We start from the raw sequence: 16620 nt of genomic DNA, 5'->3' as shown, positions 1-16620 counted from the left end.
TAGAGGAGGAAAAGAAAAATGGCAGAAACAGAAAAAATTCATTTATCGAAAAAAGATCGTTTAGCCGTTGCATGGCGCTCTACATTTATCCAAGGTTCTTGGAACTATGAACGGATGCAAAATGGTGGTTGGGCATTTTCAATGATTCCAGCAATTAAAAAATTATATAAATCAAAAGAAGATCGTTCTGCAGCTTTAAAACGTCACTTAGAATTCTTTAATACCCATCCATATATTGCTTCACCCATTCTTGGGGTAACATTAGCGCTTGAAGAAGAGCGTGCTAATGGCGCGCCAGTTGATGATGTAGCGATTCAAGGGGTTAAAGTTGGGATGATGGGACCTTTAGCAGGTGTTGGTGATCCAGTTTTCTGGTTTACAGTTCGTCCAATGTTAGGTGCTTTAGGTGCATCACTTGCAATGGGTGGTAGCATTCTTGGACCAATTATTTTCTTCCTAGCTTGGAATATTATTCGTTGGGGATTCATGTGGTATACACAAGAATTTGGTTATAAAGCAGGTTCAAAAATTACAGAAGATCTTTCTGGTGGTGTACTACAAGATGTCACAAAAGGTGCATCAATCCTCGGAATGTTTGTACTCGCAGGGCTGGTTCAAAGATGGGTAACGATTAAATTCTTGCCAATCGTATCTACCGTTCAGTTAGATGAAAAAGCTTATATTCATTGGGATGAATTACCAAGTGGTAGCGAAGGTATCCGTCTAGCCTTTGAAAAAGTCAATGCTGGCTTATCAATGACAGCTGAAAAAGTAACATCCTTACAAGATAACTTAGACCAATTAATCCCAGGATTAGCTGCGTTATTGTTAACTTTCTTATGTATGTGGTTGCTTAAGAAAAAAGTCAGCCCAATCCTAATCATTCTTGGCTTGTTTATCGTAGGTGTGGTTGGACATTACTTCTTAATTCTATAAAAAATTGTGTGACCTATACTAAAGTTGCTAGACTGTTACATCCAATGTTAGCTCCCTTAAAAAGTTTGGATCACTTTAGCTAGTAGCCAGTTTTATTGCAAGCATAAAATCAGATAAAAGAAATGGAGCGGATTTCATGGTTCAGTCAATCAATACCAAAGTCGATTTAGTCATCGATGCCACTGCTTTTACAGGTCTCACAGACTATGGGAAAATTATGATTGGTGATCAAGGCTTTGAATTTTATAATGCCCGTGATAAAAGGAAATTTATTCAAATTCCGTGGGAGGAAGTCGATCAAGTGATTGCTTCTGTGATGTTTAAAGGAAAATGGATTCCAAGATATGCCATTAAAACAAAGAAAAATGGTAGCTTTACTTTTTCTTCTAAAGAGCCAAAAAAAGTTCTAAGAGCCATCCGTGAATATGTTGATCCTGCGCATATGGTCCAGTCCCTAAGCTTCTGGGATATTATCAAACGTGCTTTTAAATCAAAGGGAAATAAAAAAAAATCTAGCTAACTCTTCTTTATGATGATTGACTAGAGACCAATTCTCCGCTTTTAATATGAATCAATCTACCCGCCAAAAACAGAAGGTTTTTGGCGGGTATTTTTAGGTGAGTTATGTGGTAATTAAAAACATGATATCATAAAGATAAAATAGAAATTTTTTTTAAATCAATCGCAAAATGTCATGTATGTAGTCAGCAAAAAATAAAAAGGGGATAATATGAAAAAAATCAGTATAGCTATTGTATTAAGTATTCTCTTAGGTACTTTACTTTATTATAATCATCTAGAAGAAAAAAACCGCCCAAAAATTGGTCATTTGGTATAGGTAATACGTTAGAAAATCTTAATGGCTCAGAGATTATTATCACTTTGGAGCCAGACCAGGAAGAAAATAATCATTCTGCTTTACATAACTATTATTTTATTGCTTATATGAATAAGTATGGCCAAATTCTTGAGCTCCAATTAACTACTAAAAGCGGGGATACTTCTTATTGTTGGCTCAATAATGGAAAAGAAATGTATATTTTCGAGGAAATACAAAAAGAAGACGATGTTGAGATGAGTATCTATTATATTAATGGTACTAAGCCAACTAGTAACACATTAAAGACTAAGTCATCTTATACTGAAATATATGAGAATTCAAAAAAAGGAAAGAAAATTTATGAAGAAAAATTTCAGTCAGTATTTAAGCAATTGGGGTTGAATGAAAAGCAAATTTCAGAAAAAATGGCGAATTTTGGTAGAAAAGACTTACCAGATAGCCGGAAAGTAATTAGTAAAAAAGTTGAAAAAGTGTTAGATAAATTAAATAAAGAAGAATACACAGAATATACAATCAGAGATAGTCCCGGAGAATTTATGATTACTAAAAAAGATGATCCCCATTCACTAAATAATAGCGGATTTGGCTAGAAGCAAGATATAAAAAAGGAAAGCCAGCTGAAATAATTGCGTATCATAAAATAATAGGTGATGGGACAAAAATGACAACTACTTATGATATCCTAAAGGATGAATGGCATACAGAATCTTCTGGTATAAAAAAATGGCGAAACCCACTCAATTCTTTTTTAGAAAGAAATGAGATAAGTATTGATGAATTGATTATCTATTTAGAAGAAAAATAAAGTGTTTTTTAGGTATCATAAAAAAACCACATGGCCTATAAATTAGGACCATGTGGTTTTACGCTACCTATATTTTGTTTAACTTTCCTTCAACCAGCTCAAACGACTCATCTGCAATACTCAAAGTGGTCTCGCGATGGGAAACAACAAGAATTGCTTTATCCTGTAAGACTTTAAAACTTTCCAAGATGGCCAATTCATTTAAAAAGTCCAAATTACTTGTTGGTTCATCAAGTAAAAGTAAAGGGGCATTCTGTAAGAATAAGCGAGCTAAACCAATCCGTTGCCGCTCCCCATCAGAAACCTGACGTTCTAAGCCACCAATTTTAGACTGATAACCTTCTGGCAAACTTTCAATCCATGGATGAATTGCTACCTTCTTAGCTGCCTGCTGAATCTCTTCCATAGAAGCCTTTTCCTTACCAATCCGAATATTATTTTCAACTGTATCCTCGAATAAAAACGTTGTCTGCTCAAAAAATCCTTCTAAGCGATGAATAGATTCCTCGGAGAAACGCTTTAGCTCCTTCTGATTTAGCATAATCTTCCCACTTTTCGGATCCCAGTAACGCATACAAAGCTTAATCAACGTACTTTTTCCAATCCCAGATGGCCCGCTAATGCCTATTGTTTTTCCCTGAGGAATTAATAAATCGATGTTGCTAAGAATCGTTTTATCGCTATCTGGATAAGTAAAATCTACCTGCTCAAAAGTTACTTGCTCAAGCGTAGACACTTCTTTTTCCGACTGTGTCGGAAAAAGAACCTGTGGTTCTTCCTGAAATAACTGATAAATTCGTTCACCACTTGCAAAGGTTGTTAACAGTGCGTTCCCAAGCCCAGACAAAGCAAAAGCAGGACCAAACGCACTAAGGGATAAAATCACGCCTAGCCCAATCAATTCTCCATTTACCTGAAACAGAGACCCGATTAGAAAAATCAAGAGTGCGGTCAGTGTCAGCAGCATTTCATTACTCACTAAAAGCTGGGTTCCTTGACGTAATTTTTGGCCATAGGAGCGGTTTAATGCCTCACCTGTTTGGTGCATCTCTTGTAATTTTGCCTCTCCCAAATGAAACTGCTCGATATTACTAAGACTTGTGATACTTTCCATCGCCTGCTGATTTAAGGCAACAAATTGTTGCTGATGAACTGCAGCGACTTGTTCATAGCGTCTATAACTCATTAAAGGAATCAGCAGCCCAACAATCAATAAAGCAAGGACTAAAACAAGAGCTAATTGCCAAGCCTGTGTTGCTAGAAAGCCAACTGTAGCAAGAGTTGTACCTAGGAAAATAAAGAATGGTGATACACTATGAGCAAAAAAGACTTCTAGTGCTTCAACGTCTGATGTGATCGTGGTAATAAAATCTCCACTTTTTACCCCAGCTAGCTTAGCAGGACCTAATAAACGCAGTTGGTGAAACATTTTTTGACGCAGTAAGGCTAACAAACGAAAGGCAATATCATGATTACAATATTGCTCCCCATATCGCGCAATTCCACGTAAAATGCCCAAACCAACTAATAAGAAAATGACTGGTCCAACCTGAATCGTTCCCCCATTTAGGTACAAGATAACCTGCTGGAACCCAATCACTGGAATCGCAACAATTGCAAGATTGCTCACAATTCCTAGTAAAATTGCAACGACCATTTTGCCCTTTAAAGGCTTCACAAAGCCGAGTAACCAGGTTAATAAACGCCATTTATTCATCTGCTTTGCCCCCTTAAAAGTTCATTTTCTGAGTGGAAATATTCCTTGAAAAAGCCTTCTTTTTCTAATAGTTGCTGTGGTGTACCATGAGCGACAATCTTACTGCTTTCAAGGACATAAACCTGATCTGCATCTAAAGTATTATATAATCGATGTGAAACAAACAGCACAATTTTTTCCTTACTCAATGCATGAACCGTTGCTAGTAATTGTTCTTCACTCTTTTGATCCACACCAGAAGTAATTTCATCAAAAACGTAAAAATCAGCATTTTTAAGCAAGGCTTGGGCAACGATTAATCGCTGACGTTGACCACCAGATAAGTTGCTTGCATTTTCCTCAAGCAGCGTCTGCATTTGATTTTGCATAGCCATTATTTCATCCAATAATCCAGCTTGAGTTAAGACTGACGCTAATCGTTCATCTGATGCAGTGGCATCTGCTAAGAGCAAATTTTCTTTAATCGTAGTTGGGTATAAATAAGCATGACTATCTACTAAGACACCTTTGTTACGCAAAGTATCTCGGCTAAAGGCATGAATATCAGTTTGGTTCCATTGTAAGTTTCCTTGGTAATCTAAAAAGCGCCCCACTAAGATTTTAGCTAATGTACTTTTTCCACTACCTGATTTTCCAACAAAAGCAGTAAATTGACCCTTTTTCAAAGTCAGTTCAATGTCTGCTAGCGCAGTATCTACTTCCTCATAACCATAAGAAAGATTTTCGCTTGAAATGGTCGTTAAAGTTTCAGTTAAGTGCTGCGTACCATAGGTCACTTCAGGAATTTCTAAATAATCAAATAAGCGACCACAAGCACTAATGCCATTCATTGCCACATGAAACAGCGAGCCTAGCTGACGCATTGGGATGAAAACCTCTGCGCTGAGTAAAATAAAGAGGAGCATGCCCATCAAGCTTGTTTGACCTTGAATAAAAGCCTTCAATGCGAAGCCGATACCTAAGCCTGCGCCACCATAAGAGATTAAATCCATAATTGTAATCGAATTTAATTGCATAGAGAGTAAGCGCATGGTAATCTTCCGGAAACCTTCTGCCTCTTGCACCATTTCAGCTTCTTTTATACCATCAAAGTTAAACGCCTTTAACACTCGAAAGCCTTGTAGATTTTCATAGAAACTTGCGCCTAAATTGGTATATTTCCCCCAATAATGATGTAAAATCTTCTTCGCAATTTTCATGACCAACATAATGGTCACTGGAATCAACGGAATCCCAATTAATAAAATCACTGCTGGTTGCCAAGCGAAAAAGACTAGGGTACAGAAAATAATCAATGAAGCAAATACACAATAAAATAATTGCGGTAAAAAGCGTGCATAATAAATCTCTAGCTGTTCAATCCCGTCAATTGCGAGCTGTGATAGCGTAGAAGCAGGTAACTGACCATTTGTATCCCCTAGTCGGAAAGCTTTCGCCATAACCTTTTCACGCATATTTAAACGTAACTGAGCAGAAGAGTCATAGACTCGTTTTTCCATTAAATAATGAAGAACGGTTTTGCCTGCTAACAAAAGGATAATGCTAGCACCTAATAATACTGGTTGAGATAACTGCTGTTTTTCGATTAACTGTGCAATGCCAAATGCAAAGCATAGCCAAGTACTCATTGAGAGCAGTAAATGAACGAGACGTAAAGCGACCAATTGAAACAATGGTTTTTTATCTACTAATTGAAACAAGCGTTTATCAATCATTCAGCTTCACCAACCTTCACCTTATCCTTGCGACGTAAATACCAGGTGAGGAAAATTAAATGCGCCAGATAAACCACAACTAAGCTGATACGCATTATGGTATTATCGACTAAGATACCTGGAATAGCGAAGACAATCAGCATCATTACGAACATTTTGACCATGCCTTTATTTGTCATTTTTTTCTTCACCAAAGGATCCCCCACATATTTTTTATATTTGTCAGATTGAATAAATTTTTGATGTAACGTTTCAGAGCTGCGAAGCCAAAGGAAAGCAGTTAAAAGATAGAGAGGTGTTGTTGGTAAAATCGGTAAAAATAAGCCAATTGTGCCAAGCCCAAAGCTTAGAAAGCCTAAACCAATATAGAGATATTTTTTCAAAGTGTATGCCTCCTTTAGAGATAATCTATTTTATCGTGAGTTTATATGAATAATTGAAATAAAATGCCTTAAAAAGCACTTTACTTAGTATAACAGAAAATCAAAATAATGATAATGATTCTCAGTGAGGAATTGTGATTTTGCTATGATTAAATCAATGAAATAAAAGATTCACATCACCGTTAAAGAATGATATGATAATGGACAATTAGAGTGACTGTTGAGGTGGGCATAACGAAAAAAATAAAAAGAAGCATTAGAAAAGGTAAAAGTAGTGAAAGTGTCACGTTACCAGTGGAAGGCTTGGAGAAGCAAGGTGTAGAAATGAATGGTTATATTGTTTATGAAGCTGGTTCAAAGTACCTATCATGAGTATAAGAGAGTCTTTAAGAAATTGCAGTTCCTTTAAAGATAATACAAAAAACGGTAAGCTTATAAAATTAGACAGCTAGGAGTGAATACAATGAAATATCCTTATTTAACAGGAGACAAAATTATATTAAAATCAATCAGCGAAAACGATGTAGATGCATTGCTAGAGATAGAAAATCAATCTTCGCTCATTATTTTAGGTGATGATGAAGTACCTTACCCTAGAACAAAAGAATCTCTGCTAAAATTTATACATACAGAAGATCCAGAGCGAGTGTTTGGTATTTATTTAAAGGAAAATAATCAAATAGTTGGAAACATTTCAATCTATCATGTTGATTTACAAAACTTAAATTGTGAGATTGGTCTATCAATTTCTGAAAACTACCAAAATCTTGGGATTGGTTTTGAGAGTATCAAGCTTGTGATTGATTTTATTTTCTACTATTTACCAATGGAAAAGATTAAACTTCAAGTGTTTTCATTTAATAAAAAAGCAATCAAGCTTTATGAAAAACTTGGATTTCAACATGAAGGATCTTTGCGCAATGAAATATTTAGATTTGGAAAATTTCAAAATTTAGAGAACTATTCTATTTTAAGGGATGAATGGAAAGAGACAAAAAAAGGTTGTACATTTAAAAAATGCATGTTATCATTCAAATAGACCGGCGGTTTGTTTGAATGAAATACGTTAGGAGGGAAGTTATGGTTAGAAATAAATATCCAGAAAAGACCATCGAAAAAATCTTAGAAGTTTCACAAAAATTATTTTTTGAAAAAGGCTACGATCATACAACAATGCAAGATATTGTGAATCAAGGGCTAAGTAAAGGCGTTATCTATTATCATTTCAAATCAAAGAAAGAAATTTTCGAAAAGATTATGTCAAACATTGATACAACAGCACAAGATTTCACACAAGTGATGAACGATGACAGCTTATCAGGGTTAGCCAAAATTCAAAAGTTATTAGAACTGACTTTGAAAAATGAACGAAAAATTGAGCTTATGTGTTCAGCAAAATCTTTGTTTACTGAGCCAAAAATCTTTGGAGAAATTTATTTAATGAATATGAAATATCAAGTGCCCAATATTGAGATATTGGTAAACATAGGAATCGAAGATGGTTCTATCCAATCTGATTTTCCTAATGAGCTTTCAGAATTAATTGTTGAATTTTTTAGTATTTGGTTGGGACTTCAAGTCTATTTTATCGAAGCTGATAAATTTCAAAAGAAACTATCTTTTTATCAAAAAGTTTTTGCTTCCCAAGGGATGGCATTGCTAGATGACCAGCTTCTAAATGAGTTACAGTATTTTTATCAAAAAATAAAGAGTCGTTAAAAAGTATTATTGATTTAATACTTTTTAATAACAGTTAAATAGACCGTTAGTCTATTTAGAGAAAAGGAGAGAAAAATGGAAAATATATTAAAGGTAATGAATGTATCAAAGAATTATACACAAACAGAGGTAATTAAAAAAGCGAGTTTTTCAATTGGTGTAGGAACTGTCTGCACCTTACTGGGGAAAAATGGTTCAGGAAAAACAACATTATTAAAAATGATTGCAGGGTTGAATAAAAAAAATTCGGGAGACATTCAGTTCTTGGGGCGCGCTATTGAAGAGGCTTTTCCAGCTTCGCTAAGTCAGCTAGGTTTTTCAATTGAAAATCCCAAATATTATGAACACCTATCTGGTCAAGAAAATTTAGCGCTGCATCTTACATATATGGGGGTTAAGAAAACCGAAAGTGAAGTAAAGGAAGTTTTAGATCAAGTTGGATTATTAGCCAAAAAGGATATGCGCTTAAAAGAGTATTCATTAGGCATGAAGCAACGATTAGCCATTGCACGCGCAATCGTTCATCAACCGAAGTTTGTTATTCTAGATGAACCATTTAACGGACTTGACCCAAAAGGTATAGACGATATTGGTGTATTAATTAAAGAGCTTGCACAAAAAGCAGGAATGAGCTTTATTATTTCCAGTCATTTGCTTCATCAGACCTTAGAAATATCGGATAAAGTCTTATTGCTAAATGGTGGAAATATTGTGGTGGATGAAGCTTTGACACAGCTTAAAGCAACTTATGGTGAACAGTTAAGAGAAAAATTAATCTATCTAATGGAGGATGTAAAATAATGATGAATATAATTAAAGGTGAAATAAAAAAAGTGAATGTACGTGGTTGTTTGAAGATGTTACCTATCTGTATGGTTTTATTGCTTGTATTTATGTATTTCTTTGCTGGTGTTTCTCTTGCAAAGCCAGAAGAGGTGAAAAATAATTCTGAGATTGGCACGTATCAATTTATTTATCAAATGGGGACACTTCTGGCGCTGTGTATTTTCTCGGTAGTCTCTTCAATTGTTAATAGCCGTTTGATTGTAGAAGAGTATACAACTGAAAAAACGTATCTGTTATTTTCTTATCCAGTAAATAGAAAGCATCTCTTTTTAGTGAAAACGATTGTTGGTATGGTTGTCAGTATTCTTTTAACAATTGTAGGAACTGGATTGACCTTTATTCTATTCCATTTTAGCGAATCACTTTTTTCAATCGTTCCTGATACATTTGATAGTAGTTTAGTTTTAAAATTAGCAGTGAGCTTGTTGATCATTTCAGTTTTAGCGGCAATGGTTGGTATTTTTTCAATGGCCATCGGTTTATATAAACGTTCAATTGCAGTTACTGTGAGTAGTGCGATTGTTTTTGCAGCCGTTTTATCAAATATGTTTGTGCTAGATAACTTAATGGTTTCTCTCATAAGTGTTGTTGCTGTTTGTTGTATCGCAGTAGTTGTTGTTTATTTTCAAGGGAATAAAATTAACGCATTGGAGGTGTAGCAAAATATGGTAAATGAAGTGTTAGAAATCAGAGGAAAGAAAGTGGTAAAAGAAAAGGTAAGGTTTGGTGCTTATCAAAGTGGTTGGTTTTTTGTTGAGAATCCGCAAGCAGAACAAATTATTTTATTTTTACATGGAGGGCCAGGTAGTCCTGAGTTTTCTATTTTTGAAAATGAATTGTTAGATGGATTTTTGGATGAAAAATATGCGATTTGCTATCTAGATTTTCTTGGCTCAGGTTTATCATTTACCACAAAAGAAGTGACGGAAGCTTTGCTAGTTGAACAAGTAGCAACAGTAGCTACCTATTTAAAAGAAAAATATCAAATGGACCAAATGATTTTAATGGGACATTCTTATGGGAGTTATATTGGGATGAAGGTGCTTCAAGCTGGTCAAGTTGAATTTTCTGCTTATTATGGGATTAGTCAAGTCGTGGATGTGTGTCTATCAGAAGAAGCACTTTATCAGGAATTATATCAGTTGGCAGCAGCAGAACAAAATGTAAAAGTGTTGAAGCAGCTAACAGCGATGAAAGAGAAAAGTAGTTTTCCATCACAAGATTATATTGGAAAAGTGAAAAGTAGGCTGGTAGAAAGGTATCATGGCGGTGTATTTTTTAATTCGCAAGTTAAATTTAAATTTTTGAAGCGCTTATTTCGTTTTAAAGGCTATACTTTAGGTGAAAAAATGAATTATTTGAGAGGTTTGCTTTATTCTGGTCGTATGCTGTTTCCGGCTTTGCTGAAAGCCAATTTGTATGAGGGAACATTGGATTTTGATATTCCTATCTATTTGATTCATGGTGAGAAGGATTTACAGGTTTCCAAAGAGACTGTGACGGATTTTTTTCATCACATCAAGTCATCTGATAAGCAGCTCGTCATTTTTCCAAATGCAGCACATTCACCCCACTTGGAAGGAAAGAAACAGTTTATGAAATTAGTTTGATAATAGAGAAGAGCACTAAGAAAAATCATGATTTTTCTTAGTGCTCTTTGATGATTAATGATTTTCTGCTATAACGGTTTCTTTTACTTTTTTCAATCGTAATGTTAAAAATGCACCTACTAAAAGTAAAATAGCTGAAACGAGGTAAGCTACTTTTATCCCATGAATGGTACCAGCATCCGTTGCAATCGCTGTATGAGAATAACTAATCGCAGTCCGACTCATAACTGTAATTAAGACAGCTGTTCCAATAGAACCAGCAATTTGTCTGATGGTATTATACATCGCAGATCCGTGTGCAGCTAATTTTAATGGTAAGACATTTAACGCTTCTGTTTGTAGTGGCATCATCACAAAAGCCAATCCGACAGAACGCAAGGTTTGGACTAAGCAAACATAGAGGATGCTTGTATTGGCATCAACTAGGCTAAATAGGAAGGTCCCAAAAGCCACCACGATTAAGCCGGTACAGCTTAAGATTTTGGCGCCCATTCGGTCAAATAGACCACCAACAATTGGAGATAGAATTGCCATTAATAAGGCACCAGGTAACATCACTAAGCCTGAAATCAGTGGAGAAATGCCTTTAACATTTTGTAAGAAGATTGGTAGTAATAGCATACCGCCATATAGCCCCATCATCACAAAGAAATTAATAATCACAGCTAAACTAAAGCTATGGAATTTAAAAACAGAAAAGTTGAGCAGTGGGGTATGACTTCTAAGCTGTTGGAAAATGAATAAGGCTGTGACAATTGTACCGATTAAAATATAACCAAGAACATTAAAGCTCATCCAGTTTGTATCTCCAGCGTTACTGAAGCCAAGTAATAGCGAGCCTAATCCGATAGTTGAAAGAATAATTCCTAATACATTAAATTTAGGGAAAGTCTGCTTCCCGACGTTTTGTAAAATGAAATAAGCAGCAATCAGGTTAATAATGGCAAGAGGAAAAACAATGTAGAATAAATAGCGCCAATTATATTGTTGCACAATCCAACCAGATAATGTCGGCGCAATCGCTGGTGCAAAGTTCATGGCTAAGCCAATATAACCCATGGCAATCCCGCGTCTATTTGGTGGAAAAAGGTTTAACACAACCACAGTTAATAGTGGTGCAATAATTCCCGCGCCAATAGCTTGAATCATGCGTCCTGCGATTAAAAAGGTATAATTTGGTGCAAGGCCTGCAACAATTGTACCTGCTGTAAAGACAAACATGGCAAACATATAGAGGTGTCTGGTTTTAAAGCGTTCAATTAAAAAAGCTGTAGCGGGGATCATAATGCCGTTGACTAGCATATAACCATTGGAAAGCCATTGTCCCTGTCCAGCTGTAATATGGAAATCCCTCATAATTGTTGGTAAAGCTACGGTCATAACGGTTTGATTTAAGGCCGTTAAAAATGTCCCAAATAATAAAATAAATAAAACTTTTGTTCGCTGATGATTAGAGATCATCCAATTCCTTCTTTCTTTCCTTTAATAACGTAATCATTTTGCGCTGGGTTTCCAGCATCTGCTCTAGTTCTTCTTTGGAGATATTTAAAATAGGTGTGAGGCCGTCTAAATAGTTGTTATAGACATGATTGGCAATGAATTCTCCTGATGGTGTGAGGGTAACTTGCACAAATCTTTTGTTATTTTCATCTTGTTTACGACTCAAATAACCGCCCTTTACCATGCGGTCGACCACACCTGAAGTTGTACTTTTACTTAAATTAAGGCTATCAGCTAGCTCATTTAATGTTAAAGTGGGATTCTTTTTTAGAATGGTTGCAACAAGAAGCTGCGTTGTTGTGATGTTCCATTTTGAGGCTTGGATTTCTAAAAAATGCTGGGTCAGCTTTCTAAACTCTCTTGAGGTTATTAAAATATCGCGGATGAGTTGGTTTTCCATGATTTTCTCCTTCATAGTTCTTATGCGAATTGTTCGTGTAAGAACTATTTTATAGGTAAAGGAGGTAATTTGTCAATAAAAAACTGGGCAAGATGCTAATATTTTGCTCGTTTAAAAAAAATAAAAGACTTTTTCCTCTTAGGGGTTTTAACCTTTAGAGACATGATACAGATTGAGCCTAGTTTGAAAGATTTCTTTTTTTGTTCAAATGAATAGAGAAAAATGGTAGAATAATAGAAGATAGATTGTTTATAAATAGCATAGATTTAACGATTTTTAGCATAAAAAAAGGAGGAATCTAAATGGAAAAATTAAAAAAGTTATATCAAGATTATGAGTTGGGCAGTTATTTTGACAAAATAAAATCTCATGCAAAAAATGCAATACATATAGAAATGATGGAAGTTGAAGAAAACAATATAGAAATAGGTGCCTCAAAAATTGGTGGCTTACCTGATTTACCTAAAGATGTAGACTGGTTTAACAATGAAGAAACAAAAAATCCAATGGCGTTTATTGCACAACTGAATTTTGCAGAACTAAAGCCCTTTGATACAGCAGATAAATTACCTGAAAAAGGGATCCTTTATTTGTTTTATGATTGTAGTGAAGATGCGATGTCGTGGGGATATGATCCTAAGGATGTTGTTGGAAGAAAAATATTTTTTTATGAAGGAAGTTTAGACACATTAGAAAGAAAAAATCTAGCAGAAGATAGTCTTTTTGAGGTAGCGAAACTTTCTTTTTATACACAAATGGAGTTACCGGATTATACAAGTAGTTTAGTGAGTAAACAATCATTGTCAGCAGACGGATATGATGACTATTGGCGATTGAAAGAAGAAGTAATGGATGATGTAGAAAATAAAGTTTTAGGTCATTCAAACAATATACAAGATGGTATGGAATTAGAATGTGAACTGGTAACAAATGGGCTATATTGTGGGGATAGTAGTGGCTATAATAGTCCTGAAAGAGAAAAACTTGAAAAAAATATCACCAATTGGACATTGTTATTACAAATTGATAGTAATGAAGAGTTAGGGATGTTCTGGGGGGATAGTGGAAAGCTCTATCTTTGGATAACAGAAGAAAATCTTAAAAACAAACAATTTGATGATAGTTGGCTTATTTTACAATGCTATTGATGATCAGCCTTATGGGTAAAAAGATTAAGTACAAAATTTGTATTTAATCTTTTTTGTCGTTTCTATTATTTTGGATGAATGATTGTCAAATTAACCAGATATGCGATAATATAAAAATAAGTGACTCAGTTTATACTTTTAAGAGGATTCAATCTACTAAATGCTAGGTAAGTGTTAATAACAAAGCAAAAAAGAGGTGATTATGAATGGAAAAAGCAGAAATACAAAAAGAAATTGCGCGCATCGAAAAAGCGCAACAGGTTAAAATATGGTATGCTGTTGAATCAGGTAGTCGCGCTTGGGGATTTCCTTCAAAAGATAGTGATTATGATGTTCGTTTTATCTATACCCACCCGCAAGAATGGTATTTATCCGTATTTGATCAAAGAGATGTGATAGAATACCCTATTAATGATCTGCTAGATATTAATGGCTGGGACTTAAGAAAAGCGTTACAATTGCTACAAAAAAGTAATCCTTCCTTAATAGAATGGTTGCATTCGCCAATTGTTTACAAGGCCTCAAATACGTTAGAGGTTGAAATGCGGGAGCTTGTTGCACAGCATATTTCATTAAAGCACTTGGTTTATCACTATTTAAGCATGGCAAAAGGTAATTTTAGAGAATATCTACAAAAAGAAAATGTGAAGATGAAAAAATATTTTTATGTCTTACGTCCAATACTGGCTTGTATGTCTATTGAAAAATACCAAAAGAATCCACCTATTTTATTTCAGGATTTATTAACAGAGAATGATATACCCGCACTTGTTTTACAAGAAATTCAAGTATTATTAGATAAAAAGTTAGCAAGTGAAGAGCTAGATTTAGCACCTAAAAATGGTGTATTAAATCATTTTATAGAAGAAAAAATTGCACACTATGAACAGTATGCAGCATCCGTTGCGCAAAATGAAAAAATTGAAATCAAAGAATTAGATAGCCTATTCAGAAAATATATAGCTGAGTAGGGCACTAAAAAATGGGGGAAACTTGTGAATAATAATGATAGATTAGTCCGATTAAGATATGCTTTAAGCCTAACTGATGCAGATATGGTAGAGGTTTTCAAAATGGCAGGAAAAGAAATGACCAAACCAGAAGTGAAAGAAATGCTGGCAAAAAAAGTAGAAAATGCACGTAAAGAAACTCATACACCAAATATTTATGTAAGAGATTGCGATAATGAAACACTGGATACCTTTCTCAATGGCTTGATTATCTCGCAACGTGGTAAATCAGATAAAGAACCACAACCAACTGGTGAAATCAAATATATGAACAACGTATTATTGAAAAAAATGAAGATTGCGTTGACATTAACAAGTGAAGATATGCTGGAGATTCTAGATTCAGCAGGTGTCCGGATTTCAAATAGTGAATTAAGTGCGGTGTTAAGGAAAGAAGGGCATCGCAACTTTAAAGAATGCGGTGACCGTTATGCCAGGAATTTCCTTAAAGGGTTAGCATTGCGTTATCGTGATTAATCAAACAATGTAAGTACGCATGATATTGGAAAATTCGTGAAAATATCCTCAACAAAATAAAGAGAAATCGTCTATAATTCACAATGAAAAGATGCTAAGATAAAGTGTCGCCTGATCCCTCTGCGACAGAGGGGAGGTGTTTATCGTGCTAAATTCTTTTCTTGCTCCGTTTGCGGTTGCTTTGATTTCTGGCACCATCATTGCATTGTTCGAATACTATTTGAACAACCGCAAGGAATAATGAAGGCGACACGCCAAAAAAACACTCAGAAAAAGCCTTCTGAGTGTTTTGGTGTTTATCGCATTAAATTCTTCTCTTCTCCATCATCATATCATGGCGAAATAAAATTGTCAAAGAGAGGTAATTTCCAAAGAAGTAGTTGTCTATTAGCTAGTAATGTAAAAATACTTGAAATATCTAACGATGGAAGCTAATGTGGCTCAGTGGTTTTGTGTGTTTCTTTTATGAATACCTATCACAGTGGTTGATGATTTCTGAAATTGATAATGCTGTTGTTAACTGATTTTCTTCTCCAATTTCAAGCTGTAGAGTTGTATTATTTTCCCAACGAATGGCTGTACAAGCATACTCATTATATTGTTGATGAACATAAGTAGGAATGTCATAAACTGGGTAGGGTAGCTGGTACAACATGCTGAGATTAACAATAGAAGTAGTTGCACAATTCATTGTATCCTTACCATTAATAAACAGTAGTTTGTTAGATTCGTTATAAACGATTTCATCAATTTTCCAATAATCAATGGGGATACCTTCACCATCAATCACAGATTTTGCTAAGTACTCATAGCCTTTTTCACTATTTAAATCAAATAAAAAATAAGCAGACAAATCACTTGTACCAAATATCAGATTTGCTTGGGGTGTTGTGATAAGAGAGAATTTTATGAATCCATCATAATTTTTATAGAGATAGATTTTCTTTTTATTTTTAAATAGTGTGATTTGCTGGCAATCTATAGAACGCCAAAAATTCGCTGTTTTTTGTTCAGTGTAGTGGTAGTAATCAATTGAAATGTCAAAATTTGGATTCACTTTGTAGTTGATGGTTTTAACGAAGTGTTTCTTCTGCCAAATATTATCAAATTGTGAATAAAAATTTTCTTTTTGAGATTCTGTGGCATTTGAAAGGTTAAAAAAATTCATCATCTTCATTCCTTGTATATTATATTTAAGGTTTTTATCTTCCGATTATAATTGGAGAACCTTATGAACCATTGTAATTTTCATTTGGTATTAACTCAGTTCATCTGAGATAATATAACTATTGGATTGAGAGGTTGTGCCGTTCATTCCTTGAGTCTTTGAACTCGTTCTCGAAAGACTGGCACCTCTCTCTGATTGGCTGTTTGCGAATGAGTTAGATGTTGAAGGTATTAATGCCTTACTCCGTATCTAGAACAAGGTAGTGACGCTTTTCAGACGAGTGGCAATCAATCCAAAATTTTACCCTTAGAAGGTGTTTCTATGCTCTATCTTGGTATTGATATT

At 34.8% G+C, this 16620-nt stretch carries 19 protein-coding genes; 13 read left to right on the top strand and 6 right to left on the bottom strand.

Annotated features, from left to right (window positions below; all coding sequences use genetic code 11):
* Positions 1-18 precede the first annotated feature (18 nt).
* The 4 genes from BMW29_RS10965 to BMW29_RS14000 all read left to right on the top strand — a co-directional run bounded on the left by BMW29_RS10965 (position 19) and on the right by BMW29_RS14000 (position 2582).
* On the top strand, positions 19-936 hold the full coding sequence (locus tag BMW29_RS10965; protein ID WP_092653320.1) for a PTS system mannose/fructose/sorbose family transporter subunit IID: 918 nt from the start codon (positions 19-21) through the stop codon (positions 934-936).
* A 136-nt stretch (positions 937-1072) separates the two neighbouring features.
* Positions 1073-1456: a DUF956 family protein gene (locus BMW29_RS10960; protein WP_092653318.1), complete on the top strand. Its 384-nt coding sequence runs from the start codon at positions 1073-1075 to the stop codon at positions 1454-1456.
* Between the two features lie 362 nt (positions 1457-1818).
* Positions 1819-2367, top strand: coding sequence for a hypothetical protein (locus BMW29_RS10955; protein ID WP_092653316.1), 549 nt, complete (start codon positions 1819-1821; stop codon positions 2365-2367).
* Positions 2368-2438: 71 nt separating this feature from the next.
* Positions 2439-2582, top strand: a complete 144-nt coding sequence (locus tag BMW29_RS14000) for a hypothetical protein (protein WP_177165757.1) — start codon at positions 2439-2441, stop codon at positions 2580-2582.
* Positions 2583-2649: 67 nt separating this feature from the next.
* On the opposite strand, the gene BMW29_RS10950 is transcribed toward BMW29_RS14000, so the two are convergent.
* From BMW29_RS10950 to BMW29_RS10940, 3 genes are read right to left on the bottom strand one after another with little or no spacing between them, the layout of a single operon-like run.
* Entirely contained in the window at positions 2650-4299 is a 1650-nt protein-coding gene (locus BMW29_RS10950; RefSeq protein ID WP_092653314.1) for an amino acid ABC transporter ATP-binding/permease protein, read from the bottom strand.
* The gene (locus tag BMW29_RS10945) at positions 4296-6014 is read right to left on the bottom strand and encodes an ABC transporter ATP-binding protein/permease (protein ID WP_092653312.1); all 1719 of its coding nucleotides are present in this window, start codon (positions 6012-6014) and stop codon (positions 4296-4298) included. The genes BMW29_RS10950 and BMW29_RS10945 overlap by 4 nt, the downstream gene beginning before the upstream one ends.
* Positions 6011-6397 (bottom strand): YbaN family protein, encoded by a 387-nt coding sequence (locus BMW29_RS10940; RefSeq protein WP_092653310.1) that lies wholly within the window; start codon positions 6395-6397, stop codon positions 6011-6013. Before BMW29_RS10940 ends, BMW29_RS10945 begins: the two co-directional genes overlap by 4 nt.
* A 225-nt stretch (positions 6398-6622) precedes the next feature.
* On the opposite strand from BMW29_RS10940, the gene BMW29_RS13995 reads away from it, so the two are divergent.
* From BMW29_RS13995 to BMW29_RS10915, 6 genes are all read left to right on the top strand, one after another.
* Positions 6623-6769, top strand: a complete 147-nt coding sequence (locus BMW29_RS13995) for a hypothetical protein (protein WP_177165756.1) — start codon at positions 6623-6625, stop codon at positions 6767-6769.
* A gap of 91 nt (positions 6770-6860) precedes the next feature.
* Entirely contained in the window at positions 6861-7436 is a 576-nt protein-coding gene (locus BMW29_RS10935; protein WP_092653308.1) for a GNAT family N-acetyltransferase, read from the top strand.
* A gap of 41 nt (positions 7437-7477) precedes the next feature.
* The gene (locus BMW29_RS10930) at positions 7478-8116 is read left to right on the top strand and encodes a TetR/AcrR family transcriptional regulator (RefSeq protein ID WP_177165755.1); all 639 of its coding nucleotides are present in this window, start codon (positions 7478-7480) and stop codon (positions 8114-8116) included.
* Between the two features lie 75 nt (positions 8117-8191).
* Complete coding sequence (locus BMW29_RS10925) at positions 8192-8917, top strand: ABC transporter ATP-binding protein (RefSeq protein ID WP_092653304.1); 726 nt, start codon at positions 8192-8194, stop codon at positions 8915-8917.
* On the top strand, positions 8917-9621 hold the full coding sequence (locus BMW29_RS10920) for an ABC transporter permease (protein ID WP_092653302.1): 705 nt from the start codon (positions 8917-8919) through the stop codon (positions 9619-9621). Before BMW29_RS10925 ends, BMW29_RS10920 begins: the two co-directional genes overlap by 1 nt.
* Positions 9622-9627: 6 nt before the next feature.
* Positions 9628-10572 carry an alpha/beta fold hydrolase gene (locus BMW29_RS10915; RefSeq protein WP_092653300.1) on the top strand — a complete coding sequence of 315 codons (945 nt, stop codon included), beginning with the start codon at positions 9628-9630 and terminating at the stop codon, positions 10570-10572.
* A 54-nt stretch (positions 10573-10626) separates the two neighbouring features.
* Here BMW29_RS10915 and BMW29_RS10910 read toward each other — a convergent pair whose 3' ends face one another.
* Positions 10627-12033, bottom strand: coding sequence for a DHA2 family efflux MFS transporter permease subunit (locus BMW29_RS10910; RefSeq protein ID WP_092653298.1), 1407 nt, complete (start codon positions 12031-12033; stop codon positions 10627-10629).
* Entirely contained in the window at positions 12023-12472 is a 450-nt protein-coding gene (locus tag BMW29_RS10905; RefSeq protein ID WP_177165754.1) for a MarR family winged helix-turn-helix transcriptional regulator, read from the bottom strand. The genes BMW29_RS10910 and BMW29_RS10905 overlap by 11 nt, the downstream gene beginning before the upstream one ends.
* Positions 12473-12774: 302 nt before the next feature.
* Between BMW29_RS10905 and BMW29_RS10900 the strand changes: the two genes are divergently transcribed.
* The 3 genes from BMW29_RS10900 (at position 12775) to BMW29_RS10890 (ending at position 15107) form a co-directional block, all read left to right on the top strand.
* Positions 12775-13620, top strand: a complete 846-nt coding sequence (locus BMW29_RS10900) for a YwqG family protein (protein WP_092653294.1) — start codon at positions 12775-12777, stop codon at positions 13618-13620.
* A 206-nt stretch (positions 13621-13826) separates the two neighbouring features.
* Positions 13827-14591, top strand: coding sequence for a nucleotidyltransferase domain-containing protein (locus tag BMW29_RS10895; RefSeq protein ID WP_092653292.1), 765 nt, complete (start codon positions 13827-13829; stop codon positions 14589-14591).
* Positions 14592-14615: 24 nt separating this feature from the next.
* Entirely contained in the window at positions 14616-15107 is a 492-nt protein-coding gene (locus tag BMW29_RS10890; protein ID WP_092653290.1) for a YehS family protein, read from the top strand.
* A 463-nt stretch (positions 15108-15570) separates the two neighbouring features.
* On the opposite strand, the gene BMW29_RS10885 is transcribed toward BMW29_RS10890, so the two are convergent.
* Entirely contained in the window at positions 15571-16275 is a 705-nt protein-coding gene (locus BMW29_RS10885) for a hypothetical protein (RefSeq protein ID WP_092653288.1), read from the bottom strand.
* Positions 16276-16620: the final 345 nt, after the last annotated feature.

Source organism: Isobaculum melis, from assembly GCF_900111355.1.
Lineage (GTDB): Bacteria > Bacillota > Bacilli > Lactobacillales > Carnobacteriaceae > Isobaculum > Isobaculum melis.
The sequence above is the reverse complement of the archived record's forward strand: the minus strand, read 5'-3'. Positions and strand labels throughout refer to the sequence as shown.